Origin of the sequence: Aeromonas sp. R2-3 (genome assembly GCF_040908375.1) — a bacterium.
Classification (GTDB): Bacteria; Pseudomonadota; Gammaproteobacteria; order Enterobacterales; family Aeromonadaceae; genus Aeromonas; species Aeromonas veronii.
Genome location: NZ_JBFODP010000020.1, coordinates 41,718 through 62,959 on the forward strand (window position 1 = coordinate 41,718; position 21,242 = coordinate 62,959).

Annotated in this window: 20 protein-coding genes; 13 read left to right on the forward strand and 7 right to left on the reverse strand. The window is 58.4% G+C overall.

What is annotated here, in order from left to right; translation table 11 throughout:
- Positions 1–311 precede the first annotated feature (311 nt).
- From AB5Z02_RS09725 to fhuB, 5 genes are all read left to right on the forward strand, one after another.
- Positions 312–2,408 carry a TonB-dependent siderophore receptor gene (locus AB5Z02_RS09725; RefSeq protein ID WP_231721182.1) on the forward strand — a complete coding sequence of 699 codons (2,097 nt, stop codon included), beginning with the start codon at positions 312–314 and terminating at the stop codon, positions 2,406–2,408.
- A 79-nt stretch (positions 2,409–2,487) separates the two neighbouring features.
- Positions 2,488–4,134, forward strand: coding sequence for a multidrug ABC transporter permease/ATP-binding protein (locus AB5Z02_RS09730; RefSeq protein WP_368215915.1), 1,647 nt, complete (start codon positions 2,488–2,490; stop codon positions 4,132–4,134).
- A 46-nt stretch (positions 4,135–4,180) separates the two neighbouring features.
- Positions 4,181–4,945 (forward strand): ATP-binding cassette domain-containing protein, encoded by a 765-nt coding sequence (locus tag AB5Z02_RS09735; RefSeq protein ID WP_043820686.1) that lies wholly within the window; start codon positions 4,181–4,183, stop codon positions 4,943–4,945.
- Between the two features lie 34 nt (positions 4,946–4,979).
- Positions 4,980–5,864 (forward strand): ABC transporter substrate-binding protein, encoded by an 885-nt coding sequence (locus tag AB5Z02_RS09740; RefSeq protein WP_368215917.1) that lies wholly within the window; start codon positions 4,980–4,982, stop codon positions 5,862–5,864.
- On the forward strand, positions 5,861–7,843 hold the full coding sequence (gene fhuB / locus AB5Z02_RS09745; RefSeq protein WP_368215916.1) for a Fe(3+)-hydroxamate ABC transporter permease FhuB: 1,983 nt from the start codon (positions 5,861–5,863) through the stop codon (positions 7,841–7,843). The genes AB5Z02_RS09740 and fhuB overlap by 4 nt, the downstream gene beginning before the upstream one ends.
- 420 nt (positions 7,844–8,263) lie before the next feature.
- On the opposite strand, the gene AB5Z02_RS09750 is transcribed toward fhuB, so the two are convergent.
- From AB5Z02_RS09750 to intI1, 3 genes are all read right to left on the reverse strand, one after another.
- Entirely contained in the window at positions 8,264–9,583 is a 1,320-nt protein-coding gene (locus AB5Z02_RS09750; protein ID WP_201915019.1) for a type II toxin-antitoxin system HipA family toxin, read from the reverse strand.
- On the reverse strand, positions 9,583–9,837 hold the full coding sequence (locus tag AB5Z02_RS09755; RefSeq protein ID WP_017410478.1) for a helix-turn-helix domain-containing protein: 255 nt from the start codon (positions 9,835–9,837) through the stop codon (positions 9,583–9,585). The genes AB5Z02_RS09750 and AB5Z02_RS09755 overlap by 1 nt, the downstream gene beginning before the upstream one ends.
- 695 nt (positions 9,838–10,532) lie before the next feature.
- Complete coding sequence (gene intI1 / locus AB5Z02_RS09760; protein WP_000845048.1) at positions 10,533–11,546, reverse strand: class 1 integron integrase IntI1; 1,014 nt, start codon at positions 11,544–11,546, stop codon at positions 10,533–10,535.
- A gap of 172 nt (positions 11,547–11,718) precedes the next feature.
- Here intI1 and AB5Z02_RS09765 point away from each other — a divergent pair, with 172 nt between their 5' ends.
- From AB5Z02_RS09765 to AB5Z02_RS09800, 8 genes are all read left to right on the forward strand, one after another.
- Positions 11,719–12,171, forward strand: a complete 453-nt coding sequence (locus AB5Z02_RS09765) for an NAD(+)--rifampin ADP-ribosyltransferase Arr-3 (protein ID WP_001749986.1) — start codon at positions 11,719–11,721, stop codon at positions 12,169–12,171.
- Between the two features lie 132 nt (positions 12,172–12,303).
- Positions 12,304–12,777 (forward strand): trimethoprim-resistant dihydrofolate reductase DfrA27, encoded by a 474-nt coding sequence (gene dfrA27 / locus AB5Z02_RS09770; RefSeq protein ID WP_001749985.1) that lies wholly within the window; start codon positions 12,304–12,306, stop codon positions 12,775–12,777.
- Positions 12,778–12,955: 178 nt separating this feature from the next.
- Positions 12,956–13,303: a quaternary ammonium compound efflux SMR transporter QacE delta 1 gene (locus tag AB5Z02_RS09775; protein WP_000679427.1), complete on the forward strand. Its 348-nt coding sequence runs from the start codon at positions 12,956–12,958 to the stop codon at positions 13,301–13,303.
- Positions 13,297–14,136, forward strand: a complete 840-nt coding sequence (gene sul1, locus AB5Z02_RS09780; protein ID WP_000259031.1) for a sulfonamide-resistant dihydropteroate synthase Sul1 — start codon at positions 13,297–13,299, stop codon at positions 14,134–14,136. Before AB5Z02_RS09775 ends, sul1 begins: the two co-directional genes overlap by 7 nt.
- 127 nt (positions 14,137–14,263) lie before the next feature.
- Positions 14,264–14,467 carry a hypothetical protein gene (locus AB5Z02_RS09785; RefSeq protein ID WP_000376616.1) on the forward strand — a complete coding sequence of 68 codons (204 nt, stop codon included), beginning with the start codon at positions 14,264–14,266 and terminating at the stop codon, positions 14,465–14,467.
- A 155-nt stretch (positions 14,468–14,622) separates the two neighbouring features.
- Positions 14,623–15,828, forward strand: coding sequence for a chromate efflux transporter (gene chrA, locus AB5Z02_RS09790; RefSeq protein ID WP_000184001.1), 1,206 nt, complete (start codon positions 14,623–14,625; stop codon positions 15,826–15,828).
- A 10-nt stretch (positions 15,829–15,838) separates the two neighbouring features.
- Positions 15,839–16,144: a PadR family transcriptional regulator gene (locus AB5Z02_RS09795; RefSeq protein ID WP_000130000.1), complete on the forward strand. Its 306-nt coding sequence runs from the start codon at positions 15,839–15,841 to the stop codon at positions 16,142–16,144.
- A gap of 226 nt (positions 16,145–16,370) precedes the next feature.
- On the forward strand, positions 16,371–17,135 hold the full coding sequence (locus AB5Z02_RS09800) for an IS6-like element IS6100 family transposase (protein ID WP_201915021.1): 765 nt from the start codon (positions 16,371–16,373) through the stop codon (positions 17,133–17,135).
- A 492-nt stretch (positions 17,136–17,627) separates the two neighbouring features.
- On the opposite strand, the gene mphR(A) is transcribed toward AB5Z02_RS09800, so the two are convergent.
- From mphR(A) to AB5Z02_RS09820, 4 genes are all read right to left on the reverse strand, one after another.
- Complete coding sequence (mphR(A), locus tag AB5Z02_RS09805; RefSeq protein WP_001137892.1) at positions 17,628–18,212, reverse strand: macrolide-binding transcriptional repressor MphR(A); 585 nt, start codon at positions 18,210–18,212, stop codon at positions 17,628–17,630.
- The gene (gene mrx(A) / locus AB5Z02_RS09810) at positions 18,212–19,450 is read right to left on the reverse strand and encodes a macrolide resistance MFS transporter Mrx(A) (RefSeq protein WP_000004159.1); all 1,239 of its coding nucleotides are present in this window, start codon (positions 19,448–19,450) and stop codon (positions 18,212–18,214) included. The genes mphR(A) and mrx(A) overlap by 1 nt, the downstream gene beginning before the upstream one ends.
- Positions 19,447–20,352: an Mph(A) family macrolide 2'-phosphotransferase gene (locus AB5Z02_RS09815; protein WP_000219391.1), complete on the reverse strand. Its 906-nt coding sequence runs from the start codon at positions 20,350–20,352 to the stop codon at positions 19,447–19,449. The genes mrx(A) and AB5Z02_RS09815 overlap by 4 nt, the downstream gene beginning before the upstream one ends.
- A 121-nt stretch (positions 20,353–20,473) precedes the next feature.
- A complete protein-coding gene (locus tag AB5Z02_RS09820) occupies positions 20,474–21,178 on the reverse strand; it encodes an IS6-like element IS26 family transposase (RefSeq protein WP_001067855.1) in 705 nt (234 codons plus the stop codon).
- Positions 21,179–21,242 lie beyond the last annotated feature (64 nt).

Below are 21,242 nucleotides of genomic sequence, written 5' to 3' on the forward strand. Positions count from 1 at the left end.
ATAATGGATCCAGTCAGATAATGCCACCGGATCCATCCTGCCGATCTTTTTTCTGCTTCTTTATATTCCTCTCCATTTTCTTCTCCGCTCATAGCTCTCCTGATGGCTCCCATTTCCCGCGGAATCCTGCCAACGATGCAGCTAGATAACAATGTAGATGCAAATGATTAGCAATTATTGAATCGATTCGATCACGGCTCCTGTAGTAGGATTGCGCTGCTTTATTCGCCCATGGAACAGGGTGATGTCGTGACAAACGACCACAAATAACAATTAAAACAACATAACTCATTGATAAACGAGACTTTAATATGATTGCGCAAAAATACACTACAGGACCCGGCAAGAAGGGCGCCTTCGGCGTGCTTTCGCTCTCCGGTTTGCTCGTCTCTCTGCCGCTGATGGCCGAACAAACCACCGCTGAGCTGCCCAAAGCCAGCGAAACCATGGTGGTGACCGGTACGGCCATGAAGGTGGAAGTGCCTATGGCCGAGACCCCTCGCGCCGTCTCCGTGGTTAATCGCGAGGAGCTGGATCAGCACGCCGTGTTGCAGCTTGATGAAGCGATTCGCTACCGTTCCGGCGTATTGACCGGCCTCTATGGCTCAGACAACAACACCGACTGGTTCAAGGTGCGTGGCTTCGATGCCGCCTCTTATCTGGATGGCAACCGCTTGTTTGGCACCGGTTATTACGTCTGGACGCCGGAACCGTTTGGTCTGGAGAGTGTGGAAGTGCTGAAGGGGCCAGCCTCGATCCTTTACGGTGAGGCGCCCCCGGGCGGGGTGATCAATGCCATCAGCAAGCGGCCGACCGCCACGCCGCAAGGGCAGGTGGATCTGCAGCTTGGCAGCCGGGATCATCGTCAGGTCGGGGTGGATGTTTCTGACGCGCTCTCCGACAACAGCCGCTACCGCATGGTTGCTCTCTATAAAGAGCGTGATGGTGTGCTTACCGGTACTTACAACGATCGGGTTTATCTGGCGCCGAGCGTCACCTTCGATCTTTCGGATCGTACCAGCCTGACCCTGCTGGCCAGTTTCCTGCACGACGAAGGGGTCCCGACCAACGGCTTCTTCCCGGTCTATGGCACCCTGAATACGTCAGGTGGCCAGATTGATCCCTCCACCAACCTGAGCCAGCCGGATTACGATCGCAACCGCAATACCCAGATCTCCACCGGTTACGAGCTGGCCCACCAGCTCAACCAGACCTGGGAGTTCAAGCAGAACGTCCGTTTCAACTATAACGATCTGCTGCTGCGCCAGACCTATATCTTCCCGACCTATGAAGGCACAACCGCCAGTCGTGGCCTGGTTTACCGCGATGGCAATACCAAGAGTGCCACAATGGACAACCAGATGGTGGGCTACTGGAACACCGACAGCACCGAGCAGACCTTGCTGCTGGGGGTGGATCTGCAGCGTCACGTCAATGAAGGGGTCGAGGCCGACAACTACGGTATGGGCTCCATCAATACCATGAACCCGGATTACAGCGGCTTCCCCGGTTTTGATGAGTCGACTGCTACTCACCAGAAGAGCACCAAGGGCCAGAGCGGCCTCTATGCCCAGCACCAGATCCGCTGGGACGATCGCTGGTTGCTGACTGTCGGTGGCCGTTTCGACTATGTGGAAACCCACAACACCAATACCAGCAAGGACGAGCGCCAGTACGATCACGAGCTATCCCTCTCGGGCAGTCTGATGTATCTGGCTGACAACGGCCTCTCTCCCTACTTTGCCTATGCCGAGTCGTTCGAGGTGCTGCCGGGGATCGATCCCAACACCAAGAGTTCCTACAAGCCGCTCAAGGGCAAGCTCTACGAGACCGGCGTGAAGTATGCGCCTGCCTTCCTCGACGGTTACATCAATCTGGCGCTGTTCGATCTGGCCCAGACCAACTCGCTGGTCTCTACCGGTTCCGGCCAGCAGACCCAGGCGGGTGAAGTGACCTCTCAGGGGGTTGAGCTGGAAGGGAGCGTGCAGGTGACAGATGCGCTGCGTCTGACCGCTGCTTATACCTACACAGATGCCAAAACCAACGACACCGGCAGTGGCGATCGCCGTGCCAGCCTGATCCCGCGCCACCAGGCCTCCTTCTGGGGTAACTACAAGGTGCAGCAAGGGGTGGCTTCGGGTCTGGAGCTGGGTACCGGTGTACGTTATATCGGTTCCAGCGTGGGTATTGGCGCCGTGAATGCGGACTACACCCCCATCTACGGCTCTGCCGAGGTGCCGGCCCATACCGTCTGGGATGCGATGATCGGGTATGACTTTGCCAAGAACTGGCGTGCCCAGCTCAACGTCAACAACCTGCTGGGTGAAACCTACGTGGCCAGTTGTGACTACTACTGCTACTACGGCGAGCCGCGCAGCGTAGTGGGCAGCATCAACTACCGCTGGTAATCGAAGTCGGGCGGGAACCGGATTCCCGCCCTTCTTTTCACCCGCAGTTGTTCTGATCTCTCTGGAATACCGGTCCGTTATGGAACTCTTGTCTCTGGTTTATCGCCAATATCGTTGGCCCTTTATCGTCATTACCCTGCTCAGTCTGCTCAGTGCCGTCAGCGGGATTGGCGTCATTGCCTTTATCAATCAGTCTCTTATCGAATCTATAGGTGATCCGCTGCCGATCCTCGGTCAGCTGGTCGGCCTGGTTGTGTTGCTGCTGGTGGTCACACTTGGATCTCAGTTGGCCCTGACCACTCTCGGTCACCATTTTGTCTACCGGTTGCGTGGCCGTCTGCTCAAGCAACTGTTGGATACCGATGTCGCCCGCATCCGCCAGATTGGTCAGGGGCCACTGCTGGCCTCCCTCTCCAGCGATATCGGCCAGATCACCATCGCCTTCGTGCGCCTGCCTGAGCTGGTGCAGGGGCTGGTGCTCACGCTGGGTTCTGCCCTTTACCTTGGCTGGCTCTCTCCTGCATTGCTCGGGGTGACTGCGCTCTGGGTCACCGTCACCATGGTGGTGGGCTGGTTGCTGGTGAACCGTGTTTATCGCCATCTCTCCCACATGCGTCAGGCCGAAGATCGGCTCTATCAGAACTATCAGGCCATCATCGCGGGCAGCAAGGAGCTGGCGCTCAACCGCGAGCGGGCTCACTTCGTTTACCACCAGCTCTATGAGCAGAATGCCCGTGACTACCGCCAGCAGATCATCCGCGCCGACACCTATCACCTGAGCGCGGTGAACTGGTCGAATATCATGATGCTGGGGGCCATCGGTCTGGTCTTCTTTCTGGCCAACGGCCTTGGCTGGGCCAACACCAATGTGGCCGCCACCTTCGCCCTGACCCTGCTGTTCCTGCGCACCCCGCTGTTGCAGGGGATTGGCGCCCTGCCGACCCTGCTTGCCGCTCAGGTGGCGTTCGACAAGATCGCCGCCCTCAATCTGGCCGAGCCGGATGCGGACTTCCCGCTGCCGCCCGCCATCCGCCCTTGGCAGCGTATCGAGTTGGAGCTGGTGAGCTTTCACTATCAGGGGGAGGGCGGTTTTGCCGTTGGCCCCATCGATCTGGTCATCGAAAAGGGGGAGCAGATCTTCATCATCGGCGGCAATGGCTCCGGCAAGTCGACCCTGGCCATGCTGCTGACCGGCCTTTACCAGCCGGTATCGGGCCGGATCCTGCTGGATGGTGAGCCGATCACCGATCGCAACGGCTATCTGGCTCTCTTCTCCGCCATCTTTACCGACTATCACCTGTTCCAGCACCTGCTGGGGCCGGAACCCAAGGATGAGCTGGTGGCCGAGTGGCTGGAGCGGTTGCAGATGGGCAGCAAGCTCACCATCGAGGATGGCTTTATCGCCGATATCGATCTCTCTCAAGGGCAGCGCAAGCGGGTCGCCCTGCTGCTGGCGCTGGCCGAGCAGCGCGAGGTGATGCTGTTTGATGAGTGGGCTGCGGATCAGGATCCCCAGTTCCGCCGCATCTTCTATCAGGTGCTGTTGCCGCGCCTCAAGGAGATGGGCAAGACGGTGATTGCCATCAGCCACGACGATCACTACTTCCCGCTAGCCGATCGTCTGCTGGAGATGCGTCAGGGCCAGCTCACTGAGCTGACTGGGGCGCGGCGCGCCGAAGTGAGCCGCGATGCTATCGCCCACCTGGATTGCGAGGTGCCGGCTTGATGCCGGCACCGATGAGACTGGCGGTAAGCCAGCACAGGAATTGCTTATGTTCGAGATGAAATCAGCCAGCTTCACGGTCAATGACCGCACGCTGCTGCACCCCACCGACCTGCGTTTCGAGCAGGGACAGGTCTATGGCCTCATCGGCCACAATGGTTCGGGCAAATCGACCCTGCTCAAGCTGCTGGCTCGCCAGCAACCTCTCAGCGACGGCGAGATCCTGTTCGATGGCAAGCCGCTGCCCGACTGGGGCAATCGGGAGTTTGCCCGTCAGGTGGCCTATCTGCCCCAGCATTTGCCGAGCGCCGAGAATCTGCTCGGGCGGGAGCTGGTGGAGATGGGCCGCTACCCCTGGCGCGGCCTGCTGGGCCGGATGGGGGCTGAGGATCACCGTCAGGTCGAGCGTGCCATCGCCCTTACCCATACCGAACGCTTTGCCGATCGGCTGGTGGATACCCTCTCCGGCGGTGAGCGGGGGCGGGTCTGGCTGGCGATGCTGCTGGCCCAAGAGAGCCGCTTCATCCTGCTGGACGAGCCGCTGGCCGCGCTGGATGTGGCCCATCAGGTGGAGGTGCTGACCCTGGTCAGACAGCTCAGTCGCCAGCTCAACCTCGGGGTCATCATCGTCATTCACGACATCAATATGGCCTCCCGTTTCTGCGATCGGCTGGTGGCGCTCCATTCCGGCCGCCTGCTTACCCACGGCGAACCTGAGGGGCTCATGACCAGCGAGACCCTGCACGCCATCTATGGCATTCCGATGGAGGTGATTCGCCACCCGGCTCATGCTCATCCCATCGCCATCGTCTGACCGGGGGACTCTCTTGAACCGTTTATTGAAGAAGATGGCTCCCTGCCTTATCAGCCTGTTGTTACCACTTGTGGCGCAGGCCGACACATCCTCGATCGCTTCTGCGCCGCTACCCCGTATCGCCACCGTCGACTGGACCATCGCCGAGACCCTGCTGGCACTCGGGGTGACGCCGCTGGCCGTTGGGGATGCAGGCCCCTATCAGGCATGGGTCGGCGAGCCACTGCTACCTGCCGGAGTGGTGGATATCGGCCTGCGCACCCAGCCCAACCGTGAGCTGCTGGCGGAGCTCAAACCCGATCGCATCCTCATCTCGCCGCTGGCAGCCCCGCTGGCGCCAACTCTTTCCCGCATTGCACCGGTGAGCACCATCGCCCTCTATGATGGGCAAACCGATCTGTGGCAGCGGCTGCACGAGGTGACCCTGACCCTCGCCCGTATGGTGGACAAAACCGCCGAGGGCGAGCGGCTGCTGGCCGGGCTGGATCGGGATCTTGCCAGTATGCAGGCCGGATTGCCTGCGGATCTGCCGCCCCTGCTGGTGGTGCAGTTTATCGATGAGCGCCATGTGCGGGTGTTTGGTCGCCACAGCCTGTTTGATGCGGTGACGACGCGGCTTGGGCTGCGTAATGGCTGGCAGGAGCAGACCAATGACTGGGGTTTCTCGGTGGTCAGCATCGAGCAGTTTATGACCTTGCCAACCGCGCGGCTGGTGGTGGTCGATCCCATCCCGGTAGGGGTGAGCGAACGGCTGCAGGAGCCTGGGCTGTGGCAGCATCTGCCGCTGGTACGCCAAGCCCCCGTGCTGCATCTGCCTGCGGTCTGGAGTTTTGGCGGCGTACTTGCCGCCCGCCGTTTCGCCGGTCTGCTCAGTGATGCATTGTTGCAAGATGCCGAGCGTATGGAGGCTAGCCGATGAAGCGACTGCTCACATCGCCGCTGCTGCGGCCGGTCTCGATCCTGCTGGGGTTGACCTTCTTGCTCGCGTATTGGGAGCTGGCTTGCCAGCTGCCCGGTGCGCTCTGGTGGCAGAGCCTGTTCGCCCCCAATCTGGATGACGTCAGCCAAGCGGTGGTGCATTTCAGCTGGCTACCCCGCCTGGTTGTCACCCTGTTGGCCGGGGCGGCGCTCGGGCTGGCGGGCACCCTGATGCAGCAGGTGCTGCGCAACCCGCTCGCATCACCGACCACCTTGGGGGTAGCCTCCGGCGCCCAGCTGGCGTTGATGATGGTGACCCTGTTTGCCCCCTCCTGGTTGCTGCTGGGGCGGGAGTGGATCGCCATGGCCGGTGGCAGCCTCGCGATGGCACTGGTGTTTGCCCTGGCCTGGCGTCGCCAGCTCAATCCGGTGGTCATCGTCTTTGCCGGGCTGGTGATCAACCTCTATCTGGCGGCCATCAGCATGGGGCTCTTGCTGTTCTTTCAGGAGGAGCTGAAAGGCTTGCTGGTGTGGGGCAGTGGCTCGCTAGTGCAGAACAGCTGGAGCGGGGTGAGTTACCTGTTACCCCGCCTGCTGGTAGCCGCTGCGCTGGCTGTTGTGCTGGTACGCCCACTGGCAGTGCTGGAGTTGGATGATGCCAGCGCCCGTAGTCTGGGGGTCTCCCTCCAACACTTGCGACTGGCGGGGCTTGGCTTGGCGGTATTTGTCACCGCTTGCGTGGTGAGCGTGGTTGGGCTGATCGGCTTTATCGGGTTGGCTGCACCGGCCATGGTGCGGCTGCTCGGGATCCGCCAGCTTGGCCAGCGGCTATTGTGGGCACCGATCCTCGGCGCCCTGCTGCTGGCGGCCACCGATTTGCTGCTGCAGAGCCTTAGCCGCTTCTGGCCAGTCTTGATCCCCACCGGCGCCATGACCGCCCTGCTGGGGGCGCCGCTGCTGCTCTGGCTGATCCCGCGCCTGGGTATCAAGTCGGGTACGCCGAAGGCTAACGCCGCCCTGCTGGTGGCTCGCCATCCGGCTCCGGCTCGCCTTGTCGGCCTGTTGCTGGTCGGGCTGCTGCTGGCCGTGGTCGCCTCCCTGCTGGTTGGGCAGGGTATGGCGGGCTGGAGCTGTCCGAGCTGGCTCCGCTGGCAAGCCCAACTGGAGTGGCGGCTGCCGCGTACTCTGGCGGCGGGGGCGGCTGGCGTGCTGCTGGCGCTGGCGGGCACCCTGTTGCAACGGGTCAGCAACAACCCGATGGCGAGCCCGGAGCTGCTGGGGGTGAGCGGCGGCACCTTTATGGGGGTGATAGCGACGGCGTTGTTGCTGCCCGCATTGCCCCTGCCGCTGATGCTGGTCGGTGGCCTGCTCGGTGCCTTCGCTTGTCTCTTGCTGCTGGTGCTGGTCAATCGCAAGCACGGCTTCCAGCCGGAGCGGATCCTGCTCTCAGGTATCGCCATCACAGCGTTGTTTGAGCCGCTGCAGGCTATTGCGCTGGCCAACGGCGACATGCGAGTGCAGCAACTGCTCTCCTGGATGTCCGGCTCCACCTACTACGTCACCCTGCCGGTGGCCTATGGGCTGGTGGGGCTGGCGCTGTTGATGCTGGCCGCCTGCCTGCTGGTGAGCCGCTGGCTCGATCTGCTGCCGATGGGAAGTGCTGTAGCGACCGCGCTGGGCATTAGCCTCAACCGTGCCCAGCTTGCCATCCTGCTGCTGGTGGCCGTGCTCACCGCCAGCGCCACTCTGGTGGTGGGGCCGCTCTCGTTCGTCGGTCTTCTGGCGCCACATATGGCCAAGCTGATGGGGTTGGTGCGGGCACGCTGGCACCTGCTTGGGGCCGCCGCTTCCGGCGCCCTGCTGATGGTATCGGCGGACTGGGTCGGCCAGCAGATCCTCTTCCCGCAGGAGGTGCCGGTCGGGCTGGTCTCCACCTTGTTAGGGGGCGCTTACTTCATGTGGTGTCTGCGCCGCCTCTAGGGTTGCGGACAAAAAATAGACAATAAAAAGCCCGGGATGAACCCGGGCTTTTTATTGTCTGTCGTGCGGCGTTACTTGCCGATGCAGAATGTAAATAATTTATTATCTTCAATATGTTAGTGACTTTTCGGGGGCCACTTGGGGTAAAAGTAACTAAAACAGCATATTGAGAGGCCGCTCACGGGTTTCTGCCATCGTGCAGCGTTCCCACATAGTCCATTCTCGATCGTGCAGCCTTCCCATATGAATCAACGCGATGCCACCACACGCAGTCAAAGCCGCCTTTTAAGTGAGTTTTGAACATATTTTGAACCGACTATAGCACCGTCCGGAACCTGGAAAGCCGCTTTACTCTTCGAACCGTGCAAGTTTCCCATAGGTAGTTTGGCTAACCGTGCAGTCATCCCACATACCGCCATTTTAATCCCAGCCCTTTATCAGCCTGGCTGAGCGGGCTTTTAGGCCCTCTAGAATGGTGCTGCTGATGGTATCGGGGAAGCCTGCTGGCAATTGCTGTGTAACGCGCTCAATAACATCATCAACGGAGTTGGCCAGTTCTGTCAGGATCTCTTCCATAGCAGAACGCTCAAATCCCACAGCTTTCGCCGTTTGGAAGAAATGACGCGGGAATATCTGCTCAATGGCGTACTTCTTTCCCTTGCTGCTTGCTAGGCCCATAGCGAGCTTGGCGTCCCTTCGGTTGAGGCCTCGGCCGCCAAATACTGGATAGACAGATAGGATGTCGTAAAAAGGGGTCAGGCGAAAACGCCCTTCCGGCTCAATAAAGACCGAGAAGTTTTTTGCATGGCCATCGGTGGCCGCCAGCAGCCAGAACAGGACCTGAGATTTCATGAATAGGTAGCGATCCTGTTCTGGTGTCGCAGAGCCCAGCAAGGTTTTCATGATGTCAGTGATCCCCGGTCCTCCATGGTTCTCGTATTTCCGTGCTGACGGAACATTCAATACCTGACAGAAATCTTCTTGGGGAAGGCGCATGATCCAACTGCGATCGGCAGCGTAACGTCTGTCGAAGCGTTCCACAGCCAGTGCTTTGACCTGGCCAACCTGCATCATGAAGCAGTGAGGTACGGGTAGACCAAACTCCTTGGCAATCAGAGTGCAGAGATATTCGTTTTCTACGCTCTGGGAGAGGTCTATCGAGTAGGAGTGGCTTTCAATCTTGCCGATAGGGAGTTTGATTATGTGGGTTGTCGGCGTTGCATTGAGTGGCAAGTACCAACGGCCATCGAGATAGAGCAGTGCAGTCTTTTCTTGCGCCCCGGCGATAGAGATCCGGAACTCCTCTTGCTCCCTGACCATCCCCAAAGGGATTCCTGATTTGTAGCTGGTCAGGATCTGCTCGAGCTCGTCATCGGAAAGTGCCTTGTAGTCGATTCGCCTGACATCTGGAACATCGTGCCCTTCGGTAACCAGCTGTAATGCCCCTACGCTATCCTGGCCAATGCAACTGAGCAGATCGAAGGGCTGGGTTGATGCCGCTTGATAGCGTGCTACAACCCTGTTTCTCACCTCCGTATTATCTGGCAGCAGGTTGTCGAAGAAGTTATAGGCTTCATCGCCCCGGTAGGTCTGATGGCGCAATGGCATGGAGAGTGAGATCGGACGGCTGCCCGGTTGTGCTAGCCATGACTCATGGTACTGAAAATGATGGGTGCCGCTGGTAGTTTTGGTGAATGTGCCTACCCGATAGCCGTTCATATAGACAGCCAGATTGGCCATTACCACTCCTCCTTCCAGCCCGATGCCGGACTCTCGGATGACTCATTGCGGGGTTTGATATCCACTGACAACTCGAGTGCCGCGAGGATCTTGAACAGGGTCTCCAGCTTGGTGGACTCAGGGTTGAGCTCGAAGCTGGAGACTGTGTCTTGCCTAATCCCTACTTTCTCGGCCACTTTGCCTTGAGAGAGCTTTTGAGAAAGCCTGGCATCCTTGATACAGGCGCTCAGCTGCTTGGCGCTGGTTACTTTCATGATTCGACAACCTGGTAGCGTGCCTTCTTCCAATTTACACGCTATGGCAGGTATATCAATATTTACCTGTTATAGGAGGTAAATGTAACTTACACGCTGTAGGCGGTATCTAACATTTATCCCCTATAGCGGGTAAGAGAACAGCAGACGGGGAGATTACCAAGCCATGGGGTAAAGAACTGCCGCGCTACGCTTGGCTGCTGGCTTGTTCGGTGAGTCGAAAAGATGACTCACCTCAAAGCCCAGCTTCTGTAGATTTCCTCCTTTGGCATCCCATTCAGCAGATCAGGAATGGTGAGCAACGTCGCTTAAATACTCAAATACAACTCAAAAGCGACTTTGTGATGACGGATCACACTTAAAGTTTGTGCTGTCAGATCAAAAGGCTATCGAAAGGTTGTGTTTCGATCGTCATGTGGTGGTTCTAAAAAGGTATACCCCATTAAAACCACTTAATACCCTCTCGAAAATCATATTGAAACCACTTATATTGTGTCGTTTTCAGAAGACGGCTGCACTGAACGTCAGAAGCCGACTGCACTATAGCAGCGGAGGGGTTGGATCCATCAGGCAACGACGGGCTGCTGCCGGCCATCAGCGGACGCAGGGAGGACTTTCCGCAACCGGCCGTTCGATGCGGCACCGATGGCCTTCGCGCAGGGGTAGTGAATCCGCCAGGATTGACTTGCGCTGCCCTACCTCTCACTAGTGAGGGGCGGCAGCGCATCAAGCGGTGAGCGCACTCCGGCACCGCCAACTTTCAGCACATGCGTGTAAATCATCGTCGTAGAGACGTCGGAATGGCCGAGCAGATCCTGCACGGTTCGAATGTCGTAACCGCTGCGGAGCAAGGCCGTCGCGAACGAGTGGCGGAGGGTGTGCGGTGTGGCGGGCTTCGTGATGCCTGCTTGTTCTACGGCACGTTTGAAGGCGCGCTGAAAGGTCTGGTCATACATGTGATGGCGACGCACGACACCGCTCCGTGGATCGGTCGAATGCGTGTGCTGCGCAAAAACCCAGAACCACGGCCAGGAATGCCCGGCGCGCGGATACTTCCGCTCAAGGGCGTCGGGAAGCGCAACGCCGCTGCGGCCCTCGGCCTGGTCCTTCAGCCACCATGCCCGTGCACGCGACAGCTGCTCGCGCAGGCTGGGTGCCAAGCTCTCGGGTAACATCAAGGCCCGATCCTTGGAGCCCTTGCCCTCCCGCACGATGATCGTGCCGTGATCGAAATCCAGATCCTTGACCCGCAGTTGCAAACCCTCACTGATCCGCATGCCCGTTCCATACAGAAGCTGGGCGAACAAACGATGCTCGCCTTCCAGAAAACCGAGGATGCGAACCACTTCATCCGGGGTCAGCACCACCGGCAAGCGCCGCGACGGCCGAGGTCTTCCGATCTCCTGAAGCCAGGGCAGATCCGTGCACAGCACCTTGCCGTAGAAGAACAGCAAGGCCGCCAATGCCTGACGATGCGTGGAGACCGAAACCTTGCGCTCGTTCGCCAGCCAGGACAGAAATGCCTCGACTTCGCTGCTGCCCAAGGTTGCCGGGTGACGCACACCGTGGAAACGGATGAAGGCACGAACCCAGTGGACATAAGCCTGTTCGGTTCGTAAGCTGTAATGCAAGTAGCGTATGCGCTCACGCAACTGGTCCAGAACCTTGACCGAACGCAGCGGTGGTAACGGCGCAGTGGCGGTTTTCATGGCTTGTTATGACTGTTTTTTTGTACAGTCTATGCCTCGGGCATCCAAGCAGCAAGCGCGTTACGCCGTGGGTCGATGTTTGATGTTATGGAGCAGCAACGATGTTACGCAGCAGGGCAGTCGCCCTAAAACAAAGTTATGCAGCCAAATCCCAACAATTAAGGGTCTTAAAATGGTAAAAGATTGGATTCCCATCTCTCATGATAATTACAAGCAGGTGCAAGGACCGTTCTATCATGGAACCAAAGCCAATTTGGCGATTGGTGACTTGCTAACCACAGGGTTCATCTCTCATTTCGAGGACGGTCGTATTCTTAAGCACATCTACTTTTCAGCCTTGATGGAGCCAGCAGTTTGGGGAGCTGAACTTGCTATGTCACTGTCTGGCCTCGAGGGTCGCGGCTACATATACATAGTTGAGCCAACAGGACCGTTCGAAGACGATCCGAATCTTACGAACAAAAGATTTCCCGGTAATCCAACACAGTCCTATAGAACCTGCGAACCCTTGAGAATTGTTGGCGTTGTTGAAGACTGGGAGGGGCATCCTGTTGAATTAATAAGGGGAATGTTGGATTCGTTGGAGGACTTAAAGCGCCGTGGTTTACACGTCATTGAAGACTAGTCCTTTGCATAACAAAGCCATCAAACCGGACGCCAGAGATTCCGCGCCTGTTGCGCATGGCTTCGCCATTTTATGCGCAATAGGCGCGCCACCCTGTCGCCGTTTATGGCGGCGTTAACCCAAAGGAGTATCGTGAAAATATCACTAATGGCTGCAAAAGCAAGAAATGGGGTTATTGGCTGCGGCTCGGATATCCCGTGGAACGCTAAAGGTGAGCAGCTGCTTTTTAAAGCAATAACTTACAATCAATGGCTCTTAGTCGGCCGTAAAACATTTGAGGCAATGGGGGCTCTCCCAAATAGAAAGTATGCAGTTGTCAGCCGCTCAGGATCGGTAGCTACTAACGATGATGTGGTTGTGTTTCCATCTATAGAAGCAGCAATGAGGGAGCTAAAGACTCTTACGAACCATGTTGTTGTTTCTGGTGGTGGAGAGATCTACAAGAGTCTGATCGCCCATGCCGACACGCTACATATCTCGACAATAGATTCCGAGCCAGAGGGCAATGTTTTCTTTCCGGAAATCCCCAAAGAGTTCAATGTGGTGTTCGAGCAGGAATTTCATTCAAATATAAATTATCGCTATCAAATCTGGCAAAGGGGTTAACCATCCAAGCCATCGGACACATTTTGCTTCGCTGCGCTCAAAACGCAAAATGTGCCGCTGCTTAGCGGCGTTAGATGCACTAAGCACATAATTGCTCACAGCCAAACTATCAGGTCAAGTCTGCTTTTATTATTTTTAAGCGTGCATAATAAGCCCTACACAAATTGGGAGATATATCATGAAAGGCTGGCTTTTTCTTGTTATCGCAATAGTTGGCGAAGTAATCGCAACATCCGCATTAAAATCTAGCGAGGGCTTTACTAAGCTTGCCCCTTCCGCCGTTGTCATAATCGGTTATGGCATCGCATTTTATTTTCTTTCTCTGGTTCTGAAATCCATCCCTGTCGGTGTTGCTTATGCAGTCTGGTCGGGACTCGGCGTCGTCATAATTACAGCCATTGCCTGGTTGCTTCATGGGCAAAAGCTTGATGCGTGGGGCTTTGTAGGTATGGGGCTCATAATTGCTGCCTTTTTGCTCGCCCGATCCCCATCGTGGAAGTCGCTGCGGAGGCCGACGCCATGGTGACGGTGTTCGGCATTCTGAATCTCACCGAGGACTCCTTCTTCGATGAGAGCCGGCGGCTAGACCCCGCCGGCGCTGTCACCGCGGCGATCGAAATGCTGCGAGTCGGATCAGACGTCGTGGATGTCGGACCGGCCGCCAGCCATCCGGACGCGAGGCCTGTATCGCCGGCCGATGAGATCAGACGTATTGCGCCGCTCTTAGACGCCCTGTCCGATCAGATGCACCGTGTTTCAATCGACAGCTTCCAACCGGAAACCCAGCGCTATGCGCTCAAGCGCGGCGTGGGCTACCTGAACGATATCCAAGGATTTCCTGACCCTGCGCTCTATCCCGATATTGCTGAGGCGGACTGCAGGCTGGTGGTTATGCACTCAGCGCAGCGGGATGGCATCGCCACCCGCACCGGTCACCTTCGACCCGAAGACGCGCTCGACGAGATTGTGCGGTTCTTCGAGGCGCGGGTTTCCGCCTTGCGACGGAGCGGGGTCGCTGCCGACCGGCTCATCCTCGATCCGGGGATGGGATTTTTCTTGAGCCCCGCACCGGAAACATCGCTGCACGTGCTGTCGAACCTTCAAAAGCTGAAGTCGGCGTTGGGGCTTCCGCTATTGGTCTCGGTGTCGCGGAAATCCTTCTTGGGCGCCACCGTTGGCCTTCCTGTAAAGGATCTGGGTCCAGCGAGCCTTGCGGCGGAACTTCACGCGATCGGCAATGGCGCTGACTACGTCCGCACCCACGCGCCTGGAGATCTGCGAAGCGCAATCACCTTCTCGGAAACCCTCGCGAAATTTCGCAGTCGCGACGCCAGAGACCGAGGGTTAGATCATGCCTAGCATTCACCTTCCGGCCGCCCGCTAGCGGACCCTGGTCAGGTTCCGCGAAGGTGGGCGCAGACATGCTGGGCTCGTCAGGATCAAACTGCACTATGAGGCGGCGGTTCATACCGCGCCAGGGGAGCGAATGGACAGCGAGGAGCCTCCGAACGTTCGGGTCGCCTGCTCGGGTGATATCGACGAGGTTGTGCGGCTGATGCACGACGCTGCGGCGTGGATGTCCGCCAAGGGAACGCCCGCCTGGGACGTCGCGCGGATCGACCGGACATTCGCGGAGACCTTCGTCCTGAGATCCGAGCTCCTAGGGATCGCCTCAGAAAACGGAAAATAAAGCACGCTAAGCCGTAAGTAAGCGTGCTCCTGTGAAAGCCACAGCTAAAACTGCGTAGTACACATAGAGGTATTTTTTTCTAGATTTATATCGAATTTCGTTATCGAATTTCGCTTATTATTGATCAACTCGTTGCAGATCATGAAGGCGAAAGTATGACGAATAACCCTACCGATGACAGCAGACCATGGTCGGTCTTTCTTATTTTTCTGCGGCTTGGATTGACATCTTTTGGCGGCCCCATTGCGCACTTGGGCTACTTCCGCGCCGAATTTGTCACACGGCGGCGCTGGCTCTCCGAACGGAGCTATGCTGACTTGGTCGCGCTTTGTCAGTTCTTGCCAGGGCCTGCAAGCAGCCAGGTCGGCATAGCGGTAGGACTGTCTCGGGCTGGATACAGCGGGGCGCTGGCTGCTTGGGCTGGCTTCACGCTGCCGTCTGCCATAGCCTTGATCCTTTTTGCGCTCGGCATCTCCAGCTATGGCGATTACGTCTCGCAGGGCGCGTTGCATGGCTTAAAAGTGGTGGCTGTGGCCGTGGTCGCTCAAGCAGTATGGGGCATGGCGCGTAACCTATGCACGGATGGGCTGCGAGTCACCATCATGGCAATTGCTACCTGCGTCGTTTTACTTGTGCCGTCCGCGTGGGGACAGGTTGGCGTGATTGCTATCGCAGGCATCGCAGGCCGGTTATTGTTCAAGCCAGCGAAAGTTGTTGAGCATGACCCCCTACCTATCACGGTCAGTCACCGGGCCGGCGTGCTTTGGCTCTCGCTGTTCTTTGTCTTGCTGATTGGCCTGCCGGTGTTGGCCGAACTGATGCCAAGTCAAACCATGGCAATGGTGGATTCCTTCTATCGTGTCGGATCACTGGTGTTCGGCGGTGGTCACGTTGTGCTGCCATTACTGCAAGCCGAAGTGGTGCCCTCCGGCTGGGTCAACAATGAATCCTTTCTCGCGGGGTACGGGGCAGCTCAAGCGGTGCCCGGCCCTTTGTTCACGTTCGCCGCGTTTCTTGGTGCCTCGATGAACACCGCCCCGTCGGGCTGGATCGGCGGCATTGTGTGTCTGCTGGCTATCTTCGCGCCCTCGTTCTTGCTGGTCGTCGGATCAATGCCATTTTGGGAGCGTTTGCGCCGCAATACAGGCATCCAAGCTGCGCTGGCCGGGATCAATGCCGCTGTAGTCGGCTTGCTGCTGGCCGCGCTGTATCAGCCTGTATGGACTAGCGCCATCTTTCAGCCGCAAGACTTCGGCTTGGCATTAGTTGCCCTTGTCGCACTTATGTTCTGGAAGCTCCCGCCGTGGCTGGTTGTCCTCGGTAGCGGTGCAGCTGGGTGGCTGTTGAGCGTCGCTCTGTGAGGCACAAAAAATGACTGACAAAGACCTCTACGGCGGTTTGATCCGCCTGCACATCCTTCACCATGCAGCCGAGGAACCTGTCTTTGGGCTGGGGATCATCGAAGAGCTACGCCGACACGGCTACGAGATGAGCGCTGGCACCGTGTACCCGATGCTGCACGGCCTGGAAAAAAAAGGCTATCTGACCTCACGCCACGAACGCACCGGGCGACGTGAACGGCGTGTTTATGACATCACTGAACAAGGCAGAACTGCACTTGCTGATGCGAAAACAAAGGTCAAGGAGCTGTTCGGAGAGTTGGTAGAAGGTGGTTGAGTTTTTGCTTCTATGTCAGGTTGAGCTATACCCTAACTGGATTGTCATTTTCAGAAGACGACTGCACCAGTTGATTGGGCGTAATGGCTGTTGTGCAGCCAGCTCCTGACAGTTCAATATCAGAAGTGATCTGCACCAATCTCGACTATGCTCAATACTCGTGTGGGCTCTGTTGCAAAAATCGTGAAGCTTGAGCATGCTTGGCGGAGATTGGACGGACGGAACGATGACGGATTTCAAGTGGCGCCATTTCCAGGGTGATGTGATCCTGTGGGCGGTGCGCTGGTATTGTCGCTATCCGATCAGCTATCGCGACCTTGAGGAAATGCTGGCGGAACGCGGCATTTCGGTCGACCATACGACGATCTATCGCTGGGTCCAGTGCTACGCCCCGGAGATGGAGAAGCGGCTGCGCTGGTTCTGGCGGCGTGGCTTTGATCCGAGCTGGCGCCTGGATGAAACCTACGTCAAGGTGCGGGGCAAGTGGACCTACCTGTACCGGGCAGTCGACAAGCGGGGCGACACGATCGATTTCTACCTGTCGCCGACCCGCAGCGCCAAGGCAGCGAAGCGGTTCCTGGGCAAGGCCCTGCGAGGCCTGAAGCACTGGGAAAAGCCTGCCACGCTCAATACCGACAAAGCGCCGAGCTATGGTGCAGCGATCACCGAATTGAAGCGCGAAGGAAAGCTGGACCGGGAGACGGCCCACCGGCAGGTGAAGTATCTCAATAACGTGATCGAGGCCGATCACGGAAAGCTCAAGATACTGATCAAGCCGGTGTGCGGTTTCAAATCGATCCCCACGGCCTATGCCACGATCAAGGGATTCGAAGTCATGCGAGCCCTGCGCAAAGGACAGGCTCGCCCCTGGTGCCTGCAGCCCGGCATCAGGGGCGAGGTGCGCCTTGTGGAGAGAGCTTTTGGCATTGGGCCCTCGGCGCTGACGGAGGCCATGGGCATGCTCAACCACCATTTCGCAGCAGCCGCCTGATCGGCGCAGAGCGACAGCCTACCTCTGACTGCCGCCAATCTTTGCAACAGAGCCCGCCGTGCTAGTCTGCTCGGTGATGGTGGAGTGAAGCCAACCCGCAATCGGGTTATGAATCTGCATCGCGATTCGCAATCAGCTGTCTCTTGAGCATGTCGAACTCCTGCGATGTTATCTCGCCGTGCTCGTGCTGCTACACCAACTTGTCCAACTCATCCGCCACACCGCTCCCCACCACCTGCGATGGCCAGGTTGTTTGCTGGGCGCATTGGCGGAGTATCGTCTCGACCCGGGACACCCACACCGGCACAACCTTACGGGAGTGATTCACTGTCAAAGAATCGGCCCGGTGCTCTGACGCAAGTATCGGGATGGTCACCATTTGTAAGCCGTAGACCTGAGTGGTGATCAAGACTTCGATACCACCGACCGTACCGGTACTAATCGACGACGGTCGTGTTCGTCGCCTGCCGCAGGGACTCTGCACACCTCCGTTTACGCATGTGCCTGGAGGAGTTGGAAATCGTCGTGTTCGGGAAACATTAAACACAGGATGGCAGCGATCTGAGCCAGCACATGATCAGCTAGCTCACCATCCGGATCGACGGCCCACTGCATCGTCGCGCCAGCGATGACCGAGTGCAGGAGCAACTCAGCTGCCGCAGGAGCACCTGGGGGCAGTCGCTTGCGGATCCCCTCCACCACCGCGCGGTTCCGCTGGATCGCAAGCGTGCGTAGCTCCGGCACCTGGAGCTCGTACCAGGAGATGAGATAGTTCACCGAGAAGTCGTTGCGAGTGTTCATGCTCCGAACGAGCACCTGCAAAAATTCCCAGAGCCCTTGCGGCCCTGCGCCTATCGGTATCGCATTCAGGTAATGCCGCACCTGCTCGACGCCGCGCTCCATCATCCTCACCAGCAGCGTATCGCGGTTGGTGAAGCGCTGGATTAACGCTGCGCGGGAGAGCCCCACCTCCTTTGCTACTCCGCTGAGCGTGAACTCTATGGGACCGCAACGCTTCAGCACTACGGTGGCGGCCTCGAGTACCTCGTCATCGGACTTGAGCTTGGGGCGGGGCATCAGTGTTCACCTTCTGTATGGGTTGGGGCGGAGGCTGTGGCTGCCGCCGCCATTGTAGCAAATTGAAGACGGAGCGAGAGTAGAGCCACGAGCCCCGCAAACACGGCCGATACAACGAGGCCAGGGAGCGGACCAGCAAGGTCGACAAACGCGCCGGCCGCAAGCATAACCATGGGCGAGGCTGACAGCATCACCGCCGAGACCGTGCCGAGTACCCGGCCGAGAAGTTCTGGCGGCGTGCGGTTGTAGATGGCAGCGTTGAGAATGGGAGAGACTGAGCCGGTCAGCAGTCCCACGAGCGCGCCCAACAACATCAGCACCGGCACGCCTGGCAACTGTGAAAGCAGAAGCGAGCCCACCGCAGAGCCACAAAATGCCACCGCCAGCCAGTTCTGCGCTGATATCCGGGCGCCGACCGACGCATGAATGGCAATGCCAAGGAGACCACCAGCCCCCATCATTGAGGAGAACAGCCCGAGCTCTGCTACTTGGCGTCCTGCATCTACAAACAGCGCAGGCATGATGACGCTGCCGTTGGCGCCAACGATGCCCACGAAGATCATCACTATACCAAAGAGAGGGCGCAGCAGGGGTTCGCTCCAGAGAAAAGCGACGCCGGCGCGCATGGAGAGAGTCGCCGTCGTGGTCATCGTCCGAGCGGCACGCGCGGGAAGCACCCACGCGCCGAGCAGACCTGCAAGGACGGAGCAGAACGCCGTCAGCCCGAGCGTTGGCGCAGCGCCAAGCAGGCCGATTGCGGCCCCCCCAAGGGCCGGGCCACCTAGAATCGCGACGTTCCCGATCACCGCTTTCAGTGACGAGACGCGCTCAACGGAGAGCCCGGCGACGTGGCCGAGTTTGGGCAGCTCACTGTCCTGCGCGGCCATACCGGGTGCGTCGAACGCGGCACCGAGCACCACGCAAGCGATCAGCCCAGTGTTCGAGAGGGCGCCAACGGCATCGAGCAGTGGGATGCTCGCCATGGCCACGCCGCCCACCACACCCGAGATCAATGCGACGGGCGCGCGCCCGAACCGATCGACGAGGCCACCACCAACCCACGCGCCGATGATGGTCGCGATGACGCTGCTAGCGGCCGTGGCGCCCGCCCAGGCCGCGCTCTTTGTATGAGACAGGACGAACCATGGAAGCGCGAGGGCCGCCACCGCGTTGCCGATCCGGAAGAGAAAGGTCGCCGCGAACAGCGTCGCGAGCGGGCTATATCGACGTTCGCTCATTCCGCTGCGGCGAGCTGCGCCTTCGCCGCAGCGAGGTACTCTTCGTTACCCGAGTCGAGGGCGAAGAGTGCGTAGGTGACCGCCCCGAACGCAAGGCGCTCCGCGATGTGGTGGGCGAGCCGCGGCCACACCCGGCCACCGGCCGCTTCATACGTGAGGAGGAGCTTCGCGAGCCCCTCTTCACCAAAGACCATAAGGTGCGCGGCCATGTCGATGGCAGGGTCATCAACGCGGGCCTCGCTCCAGTCGATCATCCCGCTGACGCGCTCCGTGTTGTCGATGAGCACATGGCCCACGTAGAGATCGCCATGCACCACCACGGAGAAATCTGGCCACGACGAATCGTCGTCGAGCCAGCGCTGCCACCGGTGGAGGCGCTTGTCGTTCACCACGAACTCGCGTCGGACGCGGTCAACGTCGTCGGCCACCTTCTGACGGGCCTGCGTCGGTGTACGGATGAGCATCCCCGCATCCACGGCGGCGGAAATGGGGACGGCATGCAGGGCGGCGAGCGCGGTCGCGAAGCTCTCCGCGAAGACCTCCGAGTCCTGCGGCACGACCCAGTCGGGCGTGGACGAACCAGGCTGGATGACCATCGCAGTCGAGTCTTCGAGCATGGGATAGGCAACGAGCTCGGCGTTGGCCACGCGCCAGTCCGGCACCGCGAACGGCAGGCGATTCTTGAGCATTGCCAGCACCCGCGCCTCTGGTTCGACCTTCGCGCTTACCTCGGCTCGGCGCGGGATGCGCAGCACCCACCGACGTCCATCGTCGACGGTGGCGATCACGATCCTATAGTCGAGCCCAAGCTCATTGACAGTCAGCGGGCCATGGAGCTTGAGCCCATGTCGGGCTGCAAGTGCGTACAGTTGGGAGGTATCGGCGGTCGTGACTACGGTCATGATTCACTCCTGAGGGCTTGACGGGTTTAGCCACCTAAATGTAACAGTCACGTCGGTTATATTCAATCCGGCACTGTTGCAAAGTTAGCGATGAGGCAGCCTTTTGTCTTATTCAAAGGCCTTACATTTCAAAAACTCTGCTTACCAGGCGCATTTCGCCCAGGGGATCACCATAATAAAATGCTGAGGCCTGGCCTTTGCGTAGTGCACGCATCACCTCAATACCTTTGATGGTGGCGTAAGCCGTCTTCATGGATTTAAATCCCAGCGTGGCGCCGATTATCCGTTTCAGTTTGCCATGATCGCATTCAATCACGTTGTTCCGGTACTTAATCTGTCGGTGTTCAACGTCAGACGGGCACCGGCCTTCGCGTTTGAGCAGAGCAAGCGCGCGACCATAGGCGGGCGCTTTATCCGTGTTGATGAATCGCGGGATCTGCCACTTCTTCACGTTGTTGAGGATTTTACCCAGAAACCGGTATGCAGCTTTGCTGTTACGACGGGAGGAGAGATAAAAATCGACAGTGCGGCCCCGGCTGTCGACGGCCCGGTACAGATACGCCCAGCGGCCATTGACCTTCACGTAGGTTTCATCCATGTGCCACGGGCAAAGATCGGAAGGGTTACGCCAGTACCAGCGCAGCCGTTTTTCCATTTCAGGCGCATAACGCTGAACCCAGCGGTAAATCGTGGAGTGATCGACATTCACTCCGCGTTCAGCCAGCATCTCCTGCAGCTCACGGTAACTGATGCCGTATTTGCAGTACCAGCGTACGGCCCACAGAATGATGTCACGCTGAAAATGCCGGCCTTTGAATGGGTTCATGTGCAGCTCCATCAGCAAAAGGGGATGATAAGTTTATCACCACCGACTATTTGCAACAGTGCCC